Annotated in this window: 19 protein-coding genes; 7 read left to right on the top strand and 12 right to left on the bottom strand. The window is 54.7% G+C overall.

The window, feature by feature from the left end; genetic code table 11:
* Positions 1–86: 86 nt before the first annotated feature.
* A complete protein-coding gene (gene pepA / locus L383_RS08115; RefSeq protein ID WP_014885403.1) occupies positions 87–1,598 on the bottom strand; it encodes a leucyl aminopeptidase in 1,512 nt (503 codons plus the stop codon).
* 266 nt (positions 1,599–1,864) lie between these two features.
* Between pepA and lptF the strand changes: the two genes are divergently transcribed.
* The 5 genes from lptF to mtgA all read left to right on the top strand — a co-directional run bounded on the left by lptF (position 1,865) and on the right by mtgA (position 8,124).
* Complete coding sequence (lptF, locus tag L383_RS08120) at positions 1,865–2,965, top strand: LPS export ABC transporter permease LptF (RefSeq protein WP_014885402.1); 1,101 nt, start codon at positions 1,865–1,867, stop codon at positions 2,963–2,965.
* Positions 2,965–4,047 (top strand): LPS export ABC transporter permease LptG, encoded by a 1,083-nt coding sequence (gene lptG, locus L383_RS08125; RefSeq protein ID WP_014885401.1) that lies wholly within the window; start codon positions 2,965–2,967, stop codon positions 4,045–4,047. Before lptF ends, lptG begins: the two co-directional genes overlap by 1 nt.
* 135 nt (positions 4,048–4,182) lie before the next feature.
* Entirely contained in the window at positions 4,183–6,516 is a 2,334-nt protein-coding gene (gene arcB, locus L383_RS08130; RefSeq protein ID WP_014885400.1) for an aerobic respiration two-component sensor histidine kinase ArcB, read from the top strand.
* 232 nt (positions 6,517–6,748) lie between these two features.
* On the top strand, positions 6,749–7,402 hold the full coding sequence (elbB, locus tag L383_RS08135; protein ID WP_014885399.1) for an isoprenoid biosynthesis glyoxalase ElbB: 654 nt from the start codon (positions 6,749–6,751) through the stop codon (positions 7,400–7,402).
* Complete coding sequence (gene mtgA / locus L383_RS08140; RefSeq protein ID WP_023331403.1) at positions 7,399–8,124, top strand: monofunctional biosynthetic peptidoglycan transglycosylase; 726 nt, start codon at positions 7,399–7,401, stop codon at positions 8,122–8,124. Before elbB ends, mtgA begins: the two co-directional genes overlap by 4 nt.
* Positions 8,125–8,162: 38 nt before the next feature.
* Here mtgA and npr read toward each other — a convergent pair whose 3' ends face one another.
* The 11 genes from npr to L383_RS08195 all read right to left on the bottom strand — a co-directional run bounded on the left by npr (position 8,163) and on the right by L383_RS08195 (position 16,082).
* A complete protein-coding gene (npr, locus tag L383_RS08145) occupies positions 8,163–8,435 on the bottom strand; it encodes a PTS phosphocarrier protein NPr (protein ID WP_003861872.1) in 273 nt (90 codons plus the stop codon).
* Complete coding sequence (rapZ, locus tag L383_RS08150; RefSeq protein WP_014885397.1) at positions 8,432–9,286, bottom strand: RNase adapter RapZ; 855 nt, start codon at positions 9,284–9,286, stop codon at positions 8,432–8,434. Before rapZ ends, npr begins: the two co-directional genes overlap by 4 nt.
* 45 nt (positions 9,287–9,331) lie before the next feature.
* Entirely contained in the window at positions 9,332–9,823 is a 492-nt protein-coding gene (gene ptsN / locus L383_RS08155; RefSeq protein ID WP_008501443.1) for a PTS IIA-like nitrogen regulatory protein PtsN, read from the bottom strand.
* Positions 9,824–9,905: 82 nt separating this feature from the next.
* Entirely contained in the window at positions 9,906–10,193 is a 288-nt protein-coding gene (gene hpf, locus L383_RS08160; protein WP_014171818.1) for a ribosome hibernation promoting factor, read from the bottom strand.
* A 22-nt stretch (positions 10,194–10,215) separates the two neighbouring features.
* Positions 10,216–11,649 (bottom strand): RNA polymerase factor sigma-54, encoded by a 1,434-nt coding sequence (rpoN, locus tag L383_RS08165; RefSeq protein ID WP_014885396.1) that lies wholly within the window; start codon positions 11,647–11,649, stop codon positions 10,216–10,218.
* A 47-nt stretch (positions 11,650–11,696) separates the two neighbouring features.
* Positions 11,697–12,422 carry an LPS export ABC transporter ATP-binding protein gene (gene lptB, locus L383_RS08170; protein ID WP_014885395.1) on the bottom strand — a complete coding sequence of 242 codons (726 nt, stop codon included), beginning with the start codon at positions 12,420–12,422 and terminating at the stop codon, positions 11,697–11,699.
* A 6-nt stretch (positions 12,423–12,428) separates the two neighbouring features.
* Complete coding sequence (gene lptA, locus L383_RS08175) at positions 12,429–12,983, bottom strand: lipopolysaccharide ABC transporter substrate-binding protein LptA (RefSeq protein WP_023331402.1); 555 nt, start codon at positions 12,981–12,983, stop codon at positions 12,429–12,431.
* Positions 12,952–13,527 carry an LPS export ABC transporter periplasmic protein LptC gene (gene lptC, locus L383_RS08180; protein WP_023331401.1) on the bottom strand — a complete coding sequence of 192 codons (576 nt, stop codon included), beginning with the start codon at positions 13,525–13,527 and terminating at the stop codon, positions 12,952–12,954. The genes lptA and lptC overlap by 32 nt, the downstream gene beginning before the upstream one ends.
* Complete coding sequence (kdsC, locus tag L383_RS08185) at positions 13,524–14,090, bottom strand: 3-deoxy-manno-octulosonate-8-phosphatase KdsC (protein ID WP_023331400.1); 567 nt, start codon at positions 14,088–14,090, stop codon at positions 13,524–13,526. Before kdsC ends, lptC begins: the two co-directional genes overlap by 4 nt.
* Positions 14,091–14,104: 14 nt before the next feature.
* Positions 14,105–15,091: an arabinose-5-phosphate isomerase KdsD gene (gene kdsD, locus L383_RS08190; protein ID WP_014885391.1), complete on the bottom strand. Its 987-nt coding sequence runs from the start codon at positions 15,089–15,091 to the stop codon at positions 14,105–14,107.
* Between the two features lie 13 nt (positions 15,092–15,104).
* Complete coding sequence (locus L383_RS08195; protein ID WP_014885390.1) at positions 15,105–16,082, bottom strand: calcium/sodium antiporter; 978 nt, start codon at positions 16,080–16,082, stop codon at positions 15,105–15,107.
* Between the two features lie 227 nt (positions 16,083–16,309).
* Here L383_RS08195 and mlaF point away from each other — a divergent pair, with 227 nt between their 5' ends.
* Both mlaF and mlaE read left to right on the top strand, forming a co-directional pair.
* The gene (gene mlaF / locus L383_RS08200) at positions 16,310–17,122 is read left to right on the top strand and encodes a phospholipid ABC transporter ATP-binding protein MlaF (protein ID WP_014885389.1); all 813 of its coding nucleotides are present in this window, start codon (positions 16,310–16,312) and stop codon (positions 17,120–17,122) included.
* A gap of 7 nt (positions 17,123–17,129) precedes the next feature.
* Positions 17,130–17,912, top strand: a complete 783-nt coding sequence (mlaE, locus tag L383_RS08205) for a lipid asymmetry maintenance ABC transporter permease subunit MlaE (RefSeq protein ID WP_010436044.1) — start codon at positions 17,130–17,132, stop codon at positions 17,910–17,912.
* The last annotated feature ends 4 nt before the right edge of the window (positions 17,913–17,916 follow it).

The raw sequence follows: 17,916 nt of genomic DNA, 5'->3' as shown, positions 1-17,916 counted from the left end.
AAGCCGGGTGGCGCTACGCTTACCCGGCCTACGGTTGAGCGACGTTGTCGGCCGGGTAAGGCGAAGCCGCTACCCGGCGTTTTACATCACTCGTCGCCGTTAAAACCCGCACGATTGAGCAGGAACTGCGACAGCAGCGCCACCGGACGACCGGTGGCGCCTTTGGCTTTACCGGAGCGCCATGCGGTACCCGCGATATCCAGGTGTGCCCAGTTATACTTGCGGGTGAAGCGTGCCAGGAAGCAGCCCGCGGTGATAGCCCCGCCAGGACGACCGCCGATGTTCGCCATATCCGCAAAGTTAGACTCCAGCTGTTCCTGGTACTCGTCACCCAGCGGCAGACGCCATGCGCGATCGCCAGCCTGTTCAGATGCCCCGATAAGCTCGTGCGCCAGCGGATTGTGGTTCGACATCAGTCCGGTGATGTGGTGGCCCAGTGCAATCACGCAGGCACCCGTCAATGTGGCGACGTCAATTACCGCTTCAGGCTCGAAGCGCTCAACGTAGGTCAGCACGTCGCACAGCACCAGACGGCCTTCGGCATCGGTGTTCAGCACTTCAACGGTCTGGCCTGACATCGTGGTCAGCACGTCACCCGGACGATAGGCGCGTCCGCCAGGCATGTTTTCGCAGCCTGCCAGAACGCCGATCACGTTAATGGGCAGCTGGAGCTCCGCGACCATGCGCATCACGCCGTAAACCGCCGCCGCGCCGCACATGTCGTACTTCATCTCATCCATGCCTTCGGCAGGCTTGATGGAGATGCCGCCGGAGTCGAAGGTCAGGCCTTTACCGACGAGCACGACAGGGCGCGCATCTTCCGACGGGTTGCCCTTGTATTCGATGACCGACATTAAAGATTCGTTCTGCGAGCCGTTGCCGACCGCCAGATAGGAGTGCATCCCCAGCTCTTTCATCTGCTGTTCACCGATGACGCGAGTGATGACGTTTTTGCTGTAGGAGTCTGCCAGCTGGCGCGCCTGAGAGGCCAGATAGGCAGCGTTACAGATGTTCGGCGGCATGTTGCCGAGGTCTTTCGCCGCTTTAATACCGGCGGCAATCGCCAGACCATGCTGAATAGCGCGTTCGCCGCTGGTCAGTTCGCGACGGGTTGGCACATTGAAGACCATTTTACGCAGCGGACGACGCGGCTCGCTTTTATTGGTCTTCAGCTGATCGAAGCTGTACAGGCTCTCTTTTGCGGTTTCGACCGCCTGACGGACTTTCCAGTAAGTGTTACGGCCTTTAACGTGCAGCTCGGTCAGGAAGCAGACGGCTTCCATTGAACCGGTATCATTCAGCGTATTAATGGTTTTCTGAATGACCTGCTTATACTGACGCTCGTCCAGCTCGCGCTCTTTGCCGCAGCCAATCAGTAGAATACGCTCTGACAGGACGTTTGGAACATGGTGCAGTAACAGCGTCTGCCCAGGTTTGCCTTCCAGTTCGCCACGGCGCAGCAGGGCGCTGATATAGCCGTCACTGATTTTATCGAGTTGCTCGGCGATCGGGGAGAGTCGGCGTGGTTCAAAGACGCCCACAACGATGCAGGCACTCCGCTGTTTCTCCGGGCTACCGCTTTTTACACTGAACTCCATGCACTACGCTCCTGAATCTTAAAGACAACAGCGGCTGCTACGGATAGAATTGAAACCTTTCGTAACTCATGTCCGCTGTTGTGGTGACTTCGTGTTAATCTTACGTTACTACGGTTTCGACACGTCAGAAAAAGTCCTGAAGCGTGAATCCGCCGGATGTTTTAATCTTAGCGATGATTTCGACGACTCAAGAGAATAAATGACGTTTAAGCCATGAAACAAGCGATTTTCCAGCAAAGAGACGGGTTTTTACGGGCGTATTTAAAGTGATAATCATAAGATATCTGGTGCGGGAGACGCTCAAAAGCCAACTGGCGATCCTCTTCATCCTGCTGCTGATTTTTTTCTGTCAGAAGCTGGTTAAGATCCTCGGTGCGGCCGTTGACGGCGAAATTCCAACGAATCTGGTGCTTTCCCTGCTTGGTTTAGGGATCCCGGAAATGGCGCAGCTGATCCTGCCGCTGAGTCTTTTCCTCGGCCTGCTCATGACGCTCGGCAAGCTGTACACCGAGAGTGAAATCACGGTGATGCATGCCTGTGGCCTGAGCAAAGCCGTACTGGTGAAAGCGGCGATGATACTGGCGCTGTTCACGGGGATCGTGGCGGCAGTGAATGTGATGTGGGCGGGCCCCATGTCTTCTCGTCATCAGGACGAAGTGCTGGCCGAAGCGAAAGCGAACCCCGGCATGGCGGCGTTAGCGCAGGGGCAGTTCCAGCAGGCGACCGACGGTAACTCTGTGCTGTTCATTGAGAGCGTTGACGGCAGTAAATTCAACGATGTATTCCTGGCCCAGCTGCGACCTAAAGGTAACGCGCGTCCATCCGTCGTGGTGGCAGATTCCGGTCAGCTGGCGCAGAGTAAAGATGGTTCGCAGATTGTCACGCTGAATAAAGGCACTCGCTTTGAAGGCACCGCGATGCTGCGCGACTTCCGTATTACGGATTTCCAGAACTATCAGGCTATTATCGGCCATCAGGCGGTGGCGCTCGATCCGACGGATACCGAGCAAATGGATATGCGTACATTGTGGAACACCGACACCGACAGAGCGCGTGCAGAGTTCCACTGGCGTATTACGCTCGTATTCACCGTGTTTATGATGGCACTGATTGTGGTTCCGCTGAGCGTGGTGAACCCGCGTCAGGGGCGCGTGCTCTCTATGCTGCCAGCGATGCTGCTTTACCTGATCTATTTCCTGCTGCAAACCTCTATTCGCTCTAACGGCGCGAAGGGTAAGTTGGATCCTATGGTCTGGACGTGGTTCGTTAACAGCTTGTACATCTTACTGGCGCTGGGATTAAACCTGTGGGATACGGTGCCAGTGCGCCGCATACGTGCCCGATTTTCGCGTAAAGGAGCCATCTAATGCAGGCGTTTGGCGTTCTTGACCGCTATATCGGTAAAACCATTTTTACCACCATCATGATGACGTTGTTCATGCTGGTGTCGCTCTCCGGCATTATCAAATTTGTCGACCAGCTGAAAAAAGCCGGGCAGGGCAGTTATGACGCGCTGGGCGCGGGGATGTACACCCTGCTCAGCGTGCCAAAAGATGTGCAGATCTTCTTCCCAATGGCGGCCCTGCTGGGGGCACTCCTCGGGTTGGGCATGCTGGCACAGCGCAGCGAGCTGGTGGTGATGCAGGCCTCAGGCTTTACCCGTATGCAGGTTGCGCTGTCGGTAATGAAAACCGCTATCCCGCTGGTGCTGTTGACCATGGCGATTGGTGAGTGGGTGGCACCGCAGGGCGAGCAGATGGCGCGTAACTATCGTGCTCAGGCGATGTACGGTGGTTCACTACTCTCGACGCAGCAAGGGCTGTGGGCGAAAGATGGTAAAAACTTCGTCTACATCGAACGGGTAAAAGGCGATGATGAACTGGGCGGCGTGAGCATCTACGCCTTCAATGACCAGCGCCGCCTGGAGTCAGTCCGACATGCCTCTTCGGCAAAGTTTGACCCCGAACATAAGCAGTGGCGTTTGTCGCAGGTGGATGAATCTGACCTGACCGATCCAAAACAGATCACCGGTTCGCAGACCGTCAGCGGCACGTGGAAGACCAACCTCACGCCGGATAAACTCGGCGTCGTGGCGCTGGATCCTGATGCGCTCTCTATCAGCGGCTTGCACAACTATGTGAAGTACCTGAAGGCGAGCGGGCAGGATGCCGGACGTTATCAGCTCAACATGTGGAGCAAGATCTTCCAGCCGATGTCCGTGGCGGTAATGATGCTGATGGCGCTGTCGTTTATCTTCGGTCCGCTGCGTAGCGTACCGATGGGCGTGCGCGTGGTGACGGGGATCAGCTTCGGCTTTGTCTTCTACGTTCTCGATCAGATCTTCGGACCGCTGACGCTGGTGTACGGTATCCCGCCGATTATTGGCGCGCTGCTGCCGAGTGCCAGTTTCTTCCTGATCAGTCTCTGGCTGCTTTTGAAACGCTCCTGACAGACCTCTCCTCGCTTCCGGTTGACCGGGAGCGAGGCTAATCACCTGTTTCACCCCGCACTTTTTCTCACAACCTTCAACGCCCTGCCCCGAATTTGAGTATTATTGAGCGATAAAGTCGTGAAGGGATCCTCTATGAAGCAAATTCGAATGCTTGCCCAGTATTACGTCGACCTGATGATGAAGCTTGGGCTGGTGCGTTTCTCCATGCTGCTGGCGCTGGCGCTGGTCGTTCTGGCCATTGTCGTGCAAATGGCCGTCACCATGGTTCTGCATGGCCAGGTTGAGAGTATCGACGTCATCCGCTCTATCTTCTTTGGCTTGCTTATTACCCCCTGGGCCGTCTATTTCCTTTCCGTCGTGGTTGAACAGCTTGAGGAGTCTCGTCAGCGCTTGTCAAAACTGGTGGATAAACTGGAGGAGATGCGCGAGCGCGATCTGAAACTCAACGTTCAGCTTAAAGACAATATTGCGCAGCTGAATCAGGAAATTTCAGATCGTGAGAAGGCGGAGGCGGAGCGTCAGGCCACGCTGGAACAGCTGAAAGTTGAAATGAAAGAGCGCGAGGTGACGCAGATCCAGCTTGAGCAGCAATCCTCTTTCCTGCGTTCGTTCCTGGATGCTTCGCCGGATCTGGTGTTCTACCGCAACGAAGATAAAGAGTTTTCCGGCTGTAACCGGGCAATGGAACTCCTGACCGGAAAAAGCGAGAAGCAGTTGATTCATCTGAAGCCGCAGGACGTTTACTCTGAGGAGGCGGCCGCCAAGGTCATGGAAACGGACGAAAAAGTGTTCCGACATAACGTCTCGCTGACCTACGAGCAGTGGCTGGATTATCCGGATGGCCGCAAAGCCTGCTTTGAGATCCGTAAGGTGCCCTATTATGACCGCGTAGGGAAACGCCACGGCCTGATGGGCTTCGGCCGTGATATCACCGAGCGTAAGCGCTATCAGGATGCCCTGGAGCGCGCCAGCCGCGATAAAACTACCTTTATTTCCACCATTAGCCACGAACTGCGTACGCCGCTCAATGGCATTGTAGGGCTGAGCCGTATTCTGCTGGATACCGATCTCACTGCAGAGCAGGAAAAGTACCTGAAAACAATTCATGTCTCGGCGGTTACGCTGGGTAATATCTTCAACGATATTATCGATATGGATAAGATGGAACGCCGTAAGGTTCAGCTTGATAACCAGCCGATTGATTTCACCAGTTTCCTTGCCGATCTGGAAAATCTGTCTGGTCTTCAGGCGCAGCAGAAAGGGCTGAGGTTCGTCATGGAGCCCACCCTGCCGCTGCCGCATAAAGTGGTTACCGACGGTACGCGGTTGCGCCAGATCCTGTGGAACCTGATCAGCAACGCGGTGAAATTTACCCAGAAAGGGCAGGTGGCGGTGCGTATCCGCTATGACGCAGGCGACATGCTGCACTTCGAGGTGGAGGACTCCGGGATCGGTATTCCACAGGAAGAGCAGGACAAAATTTTCGCGATGTACTACCAGGTGAAAGACAGCAACGGCGGAAAACCTGCCACCGGGACCGGTATTGGCCTGGCGGTGTCTAAACGGCTGGCGAAGAGCATGGGCGGTGATATTACCGTTGCCAGCCAGCCGGGCAAAGGATCAACCTTTACGCTGACGGTGCATGCGCCAGCGGTGGCGGAAGAAGTTGAGGATACCTTTGAAAACGACGATATGCCGCTGCCAGCCCTGCACGTCCTGCTGGTGGAAGATATTGAGCTGAACGTCATTGTGGCGCGCTCGGTGCTGGAAAAACTGGGCAACAGCGTGGATGTGGCAATGACCGGTAAAGCCGCGCTGGAGATGTTTACACCGGGCGAATATGACCTCGTTCTGCTGGATATCCAGTTGCCGGATATGACCGGGCTGGATATCTCGCGTGAACTGACGCGTCAGTACGCGGCTGACGAACTGCCGCCGCTGGTGGCGCTAACGGCAAACGTACTGAAAGACAAAAAAGAGTATCTCGACGCCGGTATGGACGATGTACTCAGCAAGCCGCTGGCGGTGCCTGCTCTGACCGCCATGATCAAGAAGTTCTGGGATACCCGTGATGAAGAGGAGAGCACCATGACGTCTGTTGATAGCGCAAAAGCCCAAACGATACTCGATACCGCGATGCTGGAGCAGTACATTGACCTGGTCGGCCCGAAACTGATTACCGACGGTCTGGCTGTGTTTGAAAAAATGATGCCGGGCTATCTGAGCGTGCTGGAGTCAAACCTGACGGCACGGGACCAGAAGGGCATCGTGGAAGAAGGGCATAAAATCAAAGGAGCCGCCGGCTCGGTCGGGTTACGCCACCTGCAGCAGCTGGGCCAACAGATTCAGTCGCCTGATTTACCCGCCTGGGAAGATAACGTGGGTGATTGGGTTGAAGAGATGAAACAAGAGTGGCAGAACGATGTGGCGGTGCTTAAAGCCTGGGTGGACGCCAGAAAAAAATGACCCCGGTTTAACCGGGGTGCGCGAATACTGCGCCAACACCAGGGAAATCGTGGCTGCGCCTGTTTTTAAACGTTATTTTCGAATGGGCGCCGCCTGAAAAATTTAGGCCGCACGCAGATAAGATAGCAAATCTTAAATGGTTTGTTACATGAATCAGTGAAATGTGTGAAGCATAGCGTTTTAATCAAAATTATTAATGTGCTTCAGCAAGTTGCAAAGAAGGATCGTCAAGATGAAAAAAATGGGTGTCGTCCTGAGCGGATGCGGTGTTTATGATGGCTCAGAGATACATGAAGCCGTAATTACCCTACTGGCTCTGGCAAAACAGGGCGCAGAGGTGATGTGTTTTGCGCCAGATAAAAATCAGGCGGATGTCATTAACCATCTGACCGGCGAGCCAATGGCCGAAACCCGTAATGTGTTGATTGAAGCCGCGCGTATTGCCCGGGGAGAAATTCGTCCGCTGGCCCAGGCAAATGCTGCTGAACTGGATGCGCTCATTGTGCCGGGTGGCTTCGGTGCCGCGAAAAATCTCAGCACTTTTGCTGCTGAAGGCGCGGCTTGCAAGGTGGACGCGGATTTAAAAGCGCTGGCGCAGGCGATGCATGCGGCGGGTAAGCCGCTGGGCTTTATCTGCATTGCACCGGCCATGCTGCCAAACATTTTTGATTTCCCGTTACGGCTGACAATCGGGACCGATATCGACACTGCTGAGGTCATCGAGGAGATGGGTGGCGAACATGTTCCGTGCCCGGTCGATGACATTGTCGTGGATGAAGAGAACAAAATCGTCACCACGCCCGCGTACATGCTGGCGCAGAATATCGCGCAAGCGGCTGAGGGTATTGAAAAACTGGTAGCCCGGGTACTGGTGCTGACGGAATGAGGCGACAGTCTTCCGCAGGAAAATGGGTGAAATACCTTCTTTTGCGCATCGTACTCGTGCTGGCGGTGTTCTGGGGAGGCGGACTGGCCGTGTTCAGCATTTTGCCAGTACCGTTTTCAGCCGTTATGGTTGAGCGTCAGCTCAGCGCGTGGTTCTCCGGTGATTTTGGCTATGTCGCGCATTCTGACTGGGTGAGTACGGACGAGATCTCACCGTGGATGGGGCTGGCAGTCATCGCGGCGGAAGATCAGAAGTTCCCGGAGCACTGGGGGTTCGATGTGGCCGCGATTGAAAAGGCGCTTGCCCATAACGCACGCCATGAAAATCGCGTGCGCGGTGCGTCTACCCTGTCGCAACAGACGGCAAAAAATCTTTTCCTGTGGGATGGCCGAAGCTGGGTGCGAAAAGGGCTGGAAGCGGGGCTGACCCTGGGAATGGAAACAGTCTGGAGCAAAAAGCGCATTCTGACCGTCTATCTCAATATTGCCGAGTTTGGGGAGGGGGTATTTGGTGTCGAAGCTGCATCACAACGCTATTTTAATAAACCTGCCAGCAGGCTAAGCATGTCGGAGGCCGCGCTGTTAGCCGCTGTACTGCCTAATCCTCTTCGCTTTAAGGCCAGTGCCCCATCAGGCTACGTGCGAAGCCGTCAGGCGTGGATCATGCGTCAGATGCGACAGCTGGGTGGAGAGGGGTTTATGCAGCGTAATCATCTGATGTAGGGCGGGTAAGCGCAGCGCCACCCGCCAGAATGGCAGACCTAATCTTCGTCAAACCCGGCATTAAACAGCGCAATCACCGCCGCCAGCGCTTCCTCTTCCTGAGGGCCGGTGGCTTCGACCTCAATCTGGCGCCCTTTGGCAGAATCCAGCATTAGCAGGGCGATAACGCTGTTCGCTTCCGCTTCGGTGCCTTCATCATTGCGCAACAGAACTTCTGCATCAAAACCCTGCATCAGCTCAAACAGTTTCATCGCCGGGCGTGCATGCATTCCCAGCTTGTTGGTGATCTCAACGGTTTGTTTTACGGTCATGTTTTACGTTTTTCCAGCGTGCGATGACGGGACTGAACGTTCTTGCCGCGCGAGCGGAAATAGTCGGCCAGCTGTTCGGCAATGTAGACCGAACGATGTTTACCGCCGGTACAGCCAATCGCCACCGTCAGGTAGCTACGATTGTTTGTCTCCAGCATAGGTAACCATAGCTCAAGGTAGCTTCGCGTCTGGTAGATAAAATTGTGAACTTCTGTGTGCCTGTCGAGGAACGCCGCAACGGGTTTATCCAGGCCGGTCATAGGACGCAGTTTAGGATCCCAGTGCGGGTTCGGCAGGAAGCGCACGTCGAAAACATAGTCCGCATCAATCGGAATACCGTGCTTAAAGCCAAAGGATTCGAACACCATCGTCAGTTCGCGCTCGCGTTTGCCCAGCAGGCGGGTACGCAGCATTTCCGCCAGTTCATGAACGGACATCTCTGAGGTATCGACAATCAGGTCGGCGCGTGAACGCAGCGGTTCCAGCAGATCGCTCTCTTCGTCGATGGCGCTTTCCAGCGAGAGATTTTTACTGGAAAGCGGGTGCAAACGCCGGGTATCGCTGTAGCGGCGGATCAGGGTATTGCGATCGGCATCGAGAAACAGCAGCTGAGGCGAGAATGCGTCAGGCAGGTTACTCATTGCCTGCTCGAAGATTTCAGGCGACTCGGGCATGTTACGAACGTCGATACTGACGGCAGCAGAGGTTTGTCTCTCCGCCAGGGTACGCGCCAGATCGGGCAATAACACCACCGGCAGGTTATCTACGCAGTAAAAACCCATGTCTTCCAGCGCGCGCAGGGCAACGGATTTCCCCGACCCTGAACGACCGCTGACAATCATCAGCACCATGTTCCGTTTCTCCTCAGGACAACAGATGTGAAGGCCATCTCCTGGTTACGCGTCATCCTGATTGCCTTCTGCTTCAGTGATAATCTGATAAAGCTCTTCATCACTTTGGGCTGAGCGCAGTCGACGGCAGATGGTTTTATCGGCCAGACGTTTAGCGACCAGCGAAAGCGTGTGCAGATGGGTTTTGGTCTGGTCGGCAGGAACCAGCAGCGCGAAGAGGAGATCGACGGGCTGATTATCAATGGCATCAAAGGCAATTGGCGTTTCCAGTTGCACAAACACACCGACGGCACGCAGGGTGTCCTCTTCCAGTTTGCCGTGCGGGATCGCGATGCCGTTGCCGATACCGGTACTGCCCATCTTTTCACGGGTCAGGATCGCTTCGAACACCACCTGCGGCGGCAGGCCCAGCTGTTTTGCAGCCAGTTCACTGATGATCTCCAGCGCACGTTTTTTGCTCTGGCAGTGAACGGCACTGCGGGTACATTCCTGGTTAAGGACATTGCTCAGTTGAAGAGCGGAATCGTTGTTCATCATAATTTCACCTAAGCGCTAACTGTACAAATGGCCTGTTGTTTTTCACAACAGGCCGTCCTGCACCCGTTAACTGCCCGGACAATTAGTGTTGTTTCAGTTTATCTTTATGTTTATTGAGCTGTCGCGCAAGCTTATCAATCAAGCCGTCGATAGCAGCGTACATGTCTTGCCCTTCCGCACTGGCATGGAGTTCACCCCCGTTTACATGCAGGGTCGCATCTGAGATATGAGTCACTTTCTCCACTTTCAACACAACGTAGACCTGGTTGATCCTTTCGAAATACTGCTCGAGTTTCGCGAACTTAGCGTTCACAAAATCACGTAAGGCCTCAGTAATCTCGACATTGTGTCCTGTGATATTGAGCTGCATAGTGTCTTCCTTATCGGTTGTGTCACACCAGTTGTTTACGCTGGTTTGACGGCGGAATGGATAAAGACTCTCGATACTTCGCAACAGTACGACGTGCCACCATAATACCCTGATCGGACAGCATGGTGGTTAACTTACTGTCACTCAGTGGCTTCGCGGGGTTCTCCGCGGCGATTAACTTCTTCACCAGTGCGCGAATCGCCGTTGACGACGCTTCGCCGCCGCCCTCGGTACTCACGTGGCTGGAGAAGAAATACTTAAGCTCAAAAATACCGCGCGGACTGTGCAGATACTTCTGCGTGGTGACGCGGGAAATGGTTGATTCATGCATCTCGACGGCCTGAGCGATATCCGCCAGTACCATCGGTTTCATATATTCTTCGCCCTGTTCAAAGAATGCCTGCTGCTGTTCGACGATACAGCGGCTCACGCGAAGCAGGGTATCATTTCGGCTCTCCAGACTCTTGATCAACCATCGCGCTTCCTGAAGGTTGCTACGAATATATTGATTATCGGCGTCGTTGCGCGCGCTGGTGCACATGGAGGCGTACTGCTGGTTGATTTGCAGGCGAGGGATGCTGTCAGAGTTCAGTTCAACGACCCAGCGGTCGTTATGTTTTCTGACCAGCACGTCCGGGATCACGTACTCGGGTTCACTCGTCTGGATCGACTGACCAGGCCGCGGATCGAGGGACTGAATCAGATTCACCGCCTCTTTCAGCACCTCTTCTTTGAGGCGCGTAACGCGCATCAGGCTACGAAAGTCGTGGTTAGCGAGAAGATCCAGATGATCGCTGATGATTAAGCGTGCTTCGTCGAGCCATGGCGTCTCTTTGCTGAACTGAGAAAGCTGGATCAGCAGGCAGTCGCGCAGATCTTTCGCTGCCACGCCTACGGGATCGAAACGCTGAATACGTTTCAGAACGGCTTCAATCTCTTCCAGCTCAATCTCTTCATCGCCCATGCTCTCCAGAATGTCGTCCAGCGTGACGGTCAGATAGCCGGTGTCATCAACGGCGTCGACAATGGAGGTGGCAATGGCACGATCGGTATCGGAGAACGGGGTCAGCTCCACCTGCCACATCAGGTAATCCTGCAGCGACTGGGTGGTTTCGCCCTGATAAACCGGCAGCTCATCGTCCTGGTAGTCTGCACGCGTACCGGAAGGGGTGCCGGCGGTATAAATTTCATCCCAGCTGGCATCCAGAGGAAGCTCGTCCGGCATCTCTTTTTGTTCGAGTGCATCTGCGGTATCGAGCGATTCTGTATCCTGGGACTGCTGTGTATCTACCTCATCATGAAGATCGGCTTGCTCCAGCAGGGGATTGCTGTCCAGCGCTTGCTGGAGCTCCTGCTGGAGTTCTAAGGTGGACAGTTGCAACAGACGAATTGCCTGCTGTAACTGCGGCGTCATCGCCAGTTGTTGGCTGAGCCTTAATTGCAAACCTTGCTTCATGTTCAGAGCATTTTTCTCCGGTTCGGCGTTACGTTACCTCTACCCTATCAGAGTCTGAAGTCTTCCCCAAGATAGACGCGCTTAACATGATCGTTTTCGAGGATCTGCTGCGGCGTACCGTGGGCGATCAGATTGCCCTGGCTCACAATGTACGCGCGCTCACAGACGGCAAGCGTTTCACGCACGTTGTGGTCGGTGATCAGCACGCCAAGCCCGCTGTCACGCAGATGCTCAATGATACGTTTAATGTCGATGACGGAGATTGGGTCAACACCGGCAAACGGTTCATCCAGAAGGATAAATTTCGGGTTTGCAGCCAGCGCGCGCGCAATCTCAACACGACGGCGTTCACCGCCGGACAATGCCTGACCCAGGCTGTCGCGCAGGTGCTCGATGTGAAACTCTTCCATCAGCTCGTTGGCGCGATCCTGACGCTGTTCGCTGGTCAGGTCGTCACGAATTTGCAGAACCGCCATCAGGTTATCAAAGACGCTCAGACGGCGGAAAATAGAGGCTTCCTGCGGCAGATAGCCGATGCCACGACGCGCGCGCGCGTGCAGTGGCAGCAGGCTGATGTCTTCATCATCGATGATGATGTTGCCGGCATCACGCGGGACAATGCCAACCACCATGTAGAAGGTGGTGGTTTTACCCGCACCGTTAGGGCCAAGCAGGCCCACAATTTCGCCGGAGTTGACGGTCAGACTGACATCTTCTACGACACGGCGGCCCTTATAGGCCTTCGCGAGATTTTTTGCAGTTAATGTTGCCATAACGAATTAGTTACTCTTCTTCTGTGCCGGGGCCTGACCCTTGCCTTTATCCTGCAGCTGAGACGGAACCAGCACGGTGGTTACGCGTTTGCCTTTCTCGCTGGAGGCCTGCATTTTTTGCTCTTTCACCAGATAGGTGATCTTGTCGCCGGTAATGTTGCTGTCCAGCTGTTCCAGATACGCGTTTCCGGTCAGGATAACCAGGTCTTTCGCCAGCTCATAGTGCATATGCGAGGCGCGGCCTTTCACCGGCTTGCCGTTGTCCTGCATCTGGTAGAAGGTGGCCGGGTTGCCGTAACCATCAATGATCTCTTTGCCCTGCTCGCCACCCGGACGGGTAACGACCACTTTATCAGCGTTAATTTTGATGGTGCCCTGCGTCATCACGACGTTACCCGTGAAGGTGACGACGTTACCCTGCATATCGAGGGACTGAGTGTCAGACTCGATGTGGATCGGCTGGTCGGTATCGCCCGTTACAGCAAGCGCGGGGAGACTGGCCGCCAGCATCGCGCTGGCGATAATTACTTTAAGGCTGAGTTTGTTTGTTTTGAATTTCATAGGAGGTTCTAACCTTTTCAATCAGCTCGGCGTTCTTGCTGCGTAAGTTCCCGCGCATTCTTAAACCGCTGGAATTAAATGTTGTGCCATACAGTGTGACCAGATCCTGCGAGGTCACGTCCTGGGTTACCAGGTTGATCTGGGCATTATCGGTCGTAATTTTCCGCAGTTGCGAGTCAGCGGTCAGGGCGTTGACTTCAACATGGCCATACAGATAAAGCATACGGTCATTTGTCAGTTTGGCCCGATCTGACTTAATTGACCACGTCGGCACTTTGTCTTTATCGAATGTGGTCATGACGGGTTGGGTAAACCACGAAACGCCGTCATCGGAAAAATATTCCACATGCTGGGCAACCAGGCGATAGTTCAGCGCACCTTCCGGGCTATAGACCACGGTGTCGCTGTGATCGCTTTTGTAGGTTGGATCGTTATTGTTGATCACTTCCTTTTGCGTATCGTCGCGATCGGCCAGGTTCACGCCAATCAATACCAGTGCGACAAGCGAAAGCAGAATGATAACCCAACGTCTGGTTTTACTCATATTGATTGCCCTTTGGCCTCATCAAGCTTGCCCTGCGCCAGCAGAAGCAGGTCGCAGACTTCACGTACGGCACCACGGCCACCGTTGATGTGGGTAACGTAGTCAGCGCGTGGGAGCAGCAACGGGTGAGCGTCAGCAACCGCAATGCTGAGACCGACTTCAGCCATCACTGGCCAGTCAATCAAATCGTCCCCGACATAGGCCACGTTTTCCGGCGCGATCGCCAGTTTACCCAGTAAATCGTTGAACGCTGCCATTTTATCGGATTGCCCCTGATACAGATGGGTAATCCCTAAGGTTTCACAGCGGTCTTCTACCAGTTTAGCTTTCCGCCCGGTGATGATAGCCACCTCGATACCCGAGGTGAGCGCGCAGCGAATTCCGTAGCCATCGCGGACGTTAAACGCTTTCAGCTCTTCGCCATGATTGCCCATGTAAATCAGGCCATCGGAGAGTACGCCATCGACATCAAGGATGAGCAGACGAATATTTTCCGCCTTTGCCATCATCTGGGTACTAACCGGTCCATAACAGGTTGCAAGGGATGCACCCGCATTACTCATTGTCTTATCCTTCATTACACTACGCCTGCGCGCAGCAGATCATGCATATGTACCACACCCAGCAACTGGTCGCCATCGGCAACCATAACGGAGGTGATATGGCGGGACTGCATCAGGTTCAGCACATCCACGGCCAGCGTACCCGGACGCACGCGAATCCCGCCGGGCGTCATGACATCGGCAATGCCAAGTGTACGGACATCTACACCCATGTCGAACACGCGACGCAGGTCGCCATCGGTGAAGATCCCCTGAATTTTCATCAGGTCGTCACACACGACCGTCATGCCCAGATTCTTGCGGGTGATTTCCAGCAGCGCATCACGCAGGGAGGCCTCTTTACTGACGTGAGGGATCTCATCCCCGGTGTGCATAATGTCGTTTACCCGAAGCAGCAGCTTGCGCCCCAGCGCGCCACCCGGGTGGGAAAGCGCGAAGTCCTCCGGCGTAAAACCACGCGCTTCCAGCAACGCAACGGCAAGTGCATCGCCCATGACCAGGGCCGCGGTGGTACTGGACGTTGGCGCCAGACCGAGAGGACAGGCTTCTTTGGGTACTTTTACGCACAGGTGAATATCGGCTGCACGCGCCATGCTGCTTTCCGGGCGGCTGGTCATGCAAATCAGCGGCACCTGCAGGCGCTTCAGTACCGGGATTAGCGCCAGGATTTCATTGGATTCACCGGAGTTGGACAGCGCGATGACAACATCCTGCGGCGTGACCATCCCCAGGTCGCCGTGTGCGGCTTCTCCCGGGTGGACAAAGAAGGAGGAGGTTCCGGTGCTGGCAAAGGTTGCCGCCATTTTGCGGCCAATATGACCGGATTTGCCCATCCCCATCACCACGACTTTACCGGCACAGTAAAACATCTTCTCACAGGCCAGACTAAAATCCTGATTAATGTACTGATCTAACTGCGCCAGACCTTCACGTTCAATCTCCAGAACGTCTTTGCCTGCTTTCTGAAAGTCAAAACCCGGCTGCAATTCTATTTGCGACATAATGCGTTTCCGTTTACCCAGAGAGAAGAGGCGAGAGCCAGTACAGCATCGCCATCCATACGATAAATCCACCTGTCAGCAGCGCACCTGCGCCTTTGCCGATCTGTCGTTGCCGCCGCCAGCAGAGCAGGGCGAATATCACGCTGACCAGCAACATCACTCCGTAATCGCGAGAGAATGCCAGAGGGTTGAAGGGCCCTGGCGTAATCAGGGCCGGCAGACCCATCACAATCGCGATATTAAATATGTTGGAACCGATGATATTACCAATGGCAATGTCATCTTCCCCTTTACGTGCCCCCGCAATGGCGGTGGCCAGCTCCGGCAGGCTGGTGCCGATAGCAATCACCGTCAGGCCAATCGTCAGTTCACTCATGGCGAAAAAGTTCGCCAGCACCGTCGCGTTATCCACGACCATGCGCGTTGCCATCGGCATAATAATCAGCGCGACGCCAAGCCAGAGCAGAGCGACCGGTAGCGTACCTTCGCGCGGGAGTTCGGCGACCTGCTCACGCGTGAGGCTGTCATGACCCAGCTTCTCAGCCTGGCGGGCGATTTTAACACTATACAGCAGCCAAATGACGGCCAGCGCCAGCAGGAAAATGCCGTCGCTGTAGCTCAGTACGCCATCATAAAATACGCAGCCTGCCAGCAGACTTACGATTAACATTAGCGGCAATTCACGGCGCAGAACATCAGAATGCACGCGAAATGGATGGAGCAGCGCCGCCAGGCCCAGGATCAGTAAGATGTTGACGATGTTAGAGCCAATCGCGGTGCCAATTGCCAGGTCTAACTGACCGTGCAACGATGCCGAGACAGAGACGATGATTTCAGGAAGCGACGTGCCAACACTGACAACGGTCATCCCGATGACAACCGGCGGTACGCCCGTCAGGCGACACAGGATTGATGCAGCAAACACTAAACGGTCAGCACTGTAGACCACCAAAAGTAAACCAATTATTAACAGTGCTGTTGCTAAAAGCATCAAAAGTCCTTTCTTCAGGTATACTTGTCGGTCCATCGCGCGGGAATGGCTGGACTGCATACGGTCTGAGGCGTAACGAATTCCTAATTTTGACTTTATGCGCCGGAAAAGTAAAACAAATGCCAGCTTTCGCTAACCTCAATGGCTAATATTCTGTAAAAATGCTGAGTTTAGGGCTGATTCAGGCTGCACGCTTAAACGTGAGCAGGGTAAGAAAGGAACCATAAATGAGCCAAACGATGGCGAATTTAGTCGATGTCCGCGGTGTGAGTTTCTCGCGTAGTAATCGATTGATATTCGATGATATTTCGTTGACCGTACCGCGTGGCAAAATTACCGCCATCATGGGGCCGTCCGGGATCGGTAAAACGACCCTTCTGCGCCTTATTGGTGGGCAGATACCACCTGACAGCGGTGAAATCCTCTTCGATGGCGAAAACATCCCGGAGATGTCGCGCTCGCGCCTGTATACTGTCCGCAAACGTATGAGTATGCTCTTTCAGTCGGGGGCGCTGTTCACCGACATGAACGTCTTTGATAACGTGGCTTATCCGCTGCGCGAACATACCAGCCTGCCGCCTGAACTGCTGAAAAGCACGGTGATGATGAAGCTTGAAGCTGTCGGTCTGCGGGGGGCTGCGAAACTGATGCCTTCAGAACTGTCTGGCGGGATGGCGCGACGTGCCGCACTGGCGCGAGCCATTGCATTAGAACCCGATTTAATCATGTTTGACGAACCGTTTGTCGGACAGGATCCCATCACGATGGGCGTGCTGGTGAAGCTTATCTCTGAACTGAACAGCGCGCTCGGCGTAACCTGTATTGTGGTGTCTCACGATGTACCGGAAGTGTTGAGCATTGCCGATTACGCCTATATCGTGGCGGACAAAAAGATCGTCGCACACGGCAGCGCCCAGGCGCTTCAGGAAAATTGCGATCCGCGCGTGCGGCAATTCCTCGATGGTATTGCTGACGGACCCGTACCGTTCCGCTACCCGGCGGGCGATTATCGTGACGATTTACTGGGATTAGGGAGTTAAGCCACTCATGCTGTTAAATGCGTTGGCCGCCCTTGGACACCGTGGCATAAAAACCATCAGGACGTTCGGGCGTGCCGGATTAATGTTATTCAACGCGCTGGTTGGCAAGCCGGAGTTTCGCAAGCACGCGCCTCTGCTGGTGCGGCAGCTTTATAATGTCGGTGTGCTGTCGATGCTCATCATCATTGTCTCCGGCCTGTTTATCGGTATGGTGCTGGGGCTGCAGGGCTACCTCGTTCTGACCACCTACAGTGCGGAAACCAGCCTCGGGATGCTGGTGGCGCTCTCACTGCTGCGTGAACTGGGGCCGGTTGTGGCGGCGCTGCTGTTCGCCGGTCGTGCAGGGTCAGCACTCACGGCAGAAATTGGCCTGATGCGCGCCACCGAGCAACTCTCCAGCATGGAGATGATGGCGGTCGACCCGCTGCGTCGGGTCATCTCTCCGCGTTTCTGGGCGGGGGTGATCTCGTTACCCCTACTGACTATTCTGTTTGTCGCCGTGGGGATCTGGGGTGGTTCGCTGGTGGGGGTCCACTGGAAAGGCATTGATGCCGGTTTCTTCTGGTCCGCCATGCAGGATGCCATCGATCTGCGAATGGATCTGGTTAACTGCCTGATTAAAAGCGTGGTATTTGCCATTACGGTCACCTGGATCGCCTTGTTCAATGGTTATGATGCCATTCCGACGTCGGCGGGCATTAGCCGTGCAACTACACGTACTGTCGTACATTCGTCGCTGGCCGTACTGGGTCTGGATTTTGTGCTCACCGCACTGATGTTTGGGAATTGAGTTC

Source organism: Enterobacter sp. MGH 37 (assembly GCF_000534515.1).
GTDB classification, from domain to species: domain Bacteria; phylum Pseudomonadota; class Gammaproteobacteria; order Enterobacterales; family Enterobacteriaceae; genus Enterobacter; species Enterobacter kobei.
The sequence above is the reverse complement of the archived record's forward strand: the minus strand, read 5'-3'. Positions and strand labels throughout refer to the sequence as shown.

What these genes read in the sequence shown, in the direction of transcription:
- pepA (WP_014885403.1), bottom strand. Translation starts at nt 1,598, where the DNA reads ATGGAGTTCAGTGTAAAAAGCGGTAGCCCGGAGAAACAGCGGAGTGCC.
- lptG (WP_014885401.1), top strand. Translation starts at nt 2,965, where the DNA reads ATGCAGGCGTTTGGCGTTCTTGACCGCTATATCGGTAAAACCATTTTT.
- arcB (WP_014885400.1), top strand. Translation starts at nt 4,183, where the DNA reads ATGAAGCAAATTCGAATGCTTGCCCAGTATTACGTCGACCTGATGATG.
- elbB (WP_014885399.1), top strand. Translation starts at nt 6,749, where the DNA reads ATGAAAAAAATGGGTGTCGTCCTGAGCGGATGCGGTGTTTATGATGGC.
- mtgA (WP_023331403.1), top strand. Translation starts at nt 7,399, where the DNA reads ATGAGGCGACAGTCTTCCGCAGGAAAATGGGTGAAATACCTTCTTTTG.
- npr (WP_003861872.1), bottom strand. Translation starts at nt 8,435, where the DNA reads ATGACCGTAAAACAAACCGTTGAGATCACCAACAAGCTGGGAATGCAT.
- rapZ (WP_014885397.1), bottom strand. Translation starts at nt 9,286, where the DNA reads ATGGTGCTGATGATTGTCAGCGGTCGTTCAGGGTCGGGGAAATCCGTT.
- ptsN (WP_008501443.1), bottom strand. Translation starts at nt 9,823, where the DNA reads ATGATGAACAACGATTCCGCTCTTCAACTGAGCAATGTCCTTAACCAG.
- hpf (WP_014171818.1), bottom strand. Translation starts at nt 10,193, where the DNA reads ATGCAGCTCAATATCACAGGACACAATGTCGAGATTACTGAGGCCTTA.
- rpoN (WP_014885396.1), bottom strand. Translation starts at nt 11,649, where the DNA reads ATGAAGCAAGGTTTGCAATTAAGGCTCAGCCAACAACTGGCGATGACG.
- lptB (WP_014885395.1), bottom strand. Translation starts at nt 12,422, where the DNA reads ATGGCAACATTAACTGCAAAAAATCTCGCGAAGGCCTATAAGGGCCGC.
- lptA (WP_023331402.1), bottom strand. Translation starts at nt 12,983, where the DNA reads ATGAAATTCAAAACAAACAAACTCAGCCTTAAAGTAATTATCGCCAGC.
- lptC (WP_023331401.1), bottom strand. Translation starts at nt 13,527, where the DNA reads ATGAGTAAAACCAGACGTTGGGTTATCATTCTGCTTTCGCTTGTCGCA.
- kdsC (WP_023331400.1), bottom strand. Translation starts at nt 14,090, where the DNA reads ATGAGTAATGCGGGTGCATCCCTTGCAACCTGTTATGGACCGGTTAGT.
- kdsD (WP_014885391.1), bottom strand. Translation starts at nt 15,091, where the DNA reads ATGTCGCAAATAGAATTGCAGCCGGGTTTTGACTTTCAGAAAGCAGGC.
- L383_RS08195 (WP_014885390.1), bottom strand. Translation starts at nt 16,082, where the DNA reads ATGCTTTTAGCAACAGCACTGTTAATAATTGGTTTACTTTTGGTGGTC.
- mlaF (WP_014885389.1), top strand. Translation starts at nt 16,310, where the DNA reads ATGAGCCAAACGATGGCGAATTTAGTCGATGTCCGCGGTGTGAGTTTC.
- mlaE (WP_010436044.1), top strand. Translation starts at nt 17,130, where the DNA reads ATGCTGTTAAATGCGTTGGCCGCCCTTGGACACCGTGGCATAAAAACC.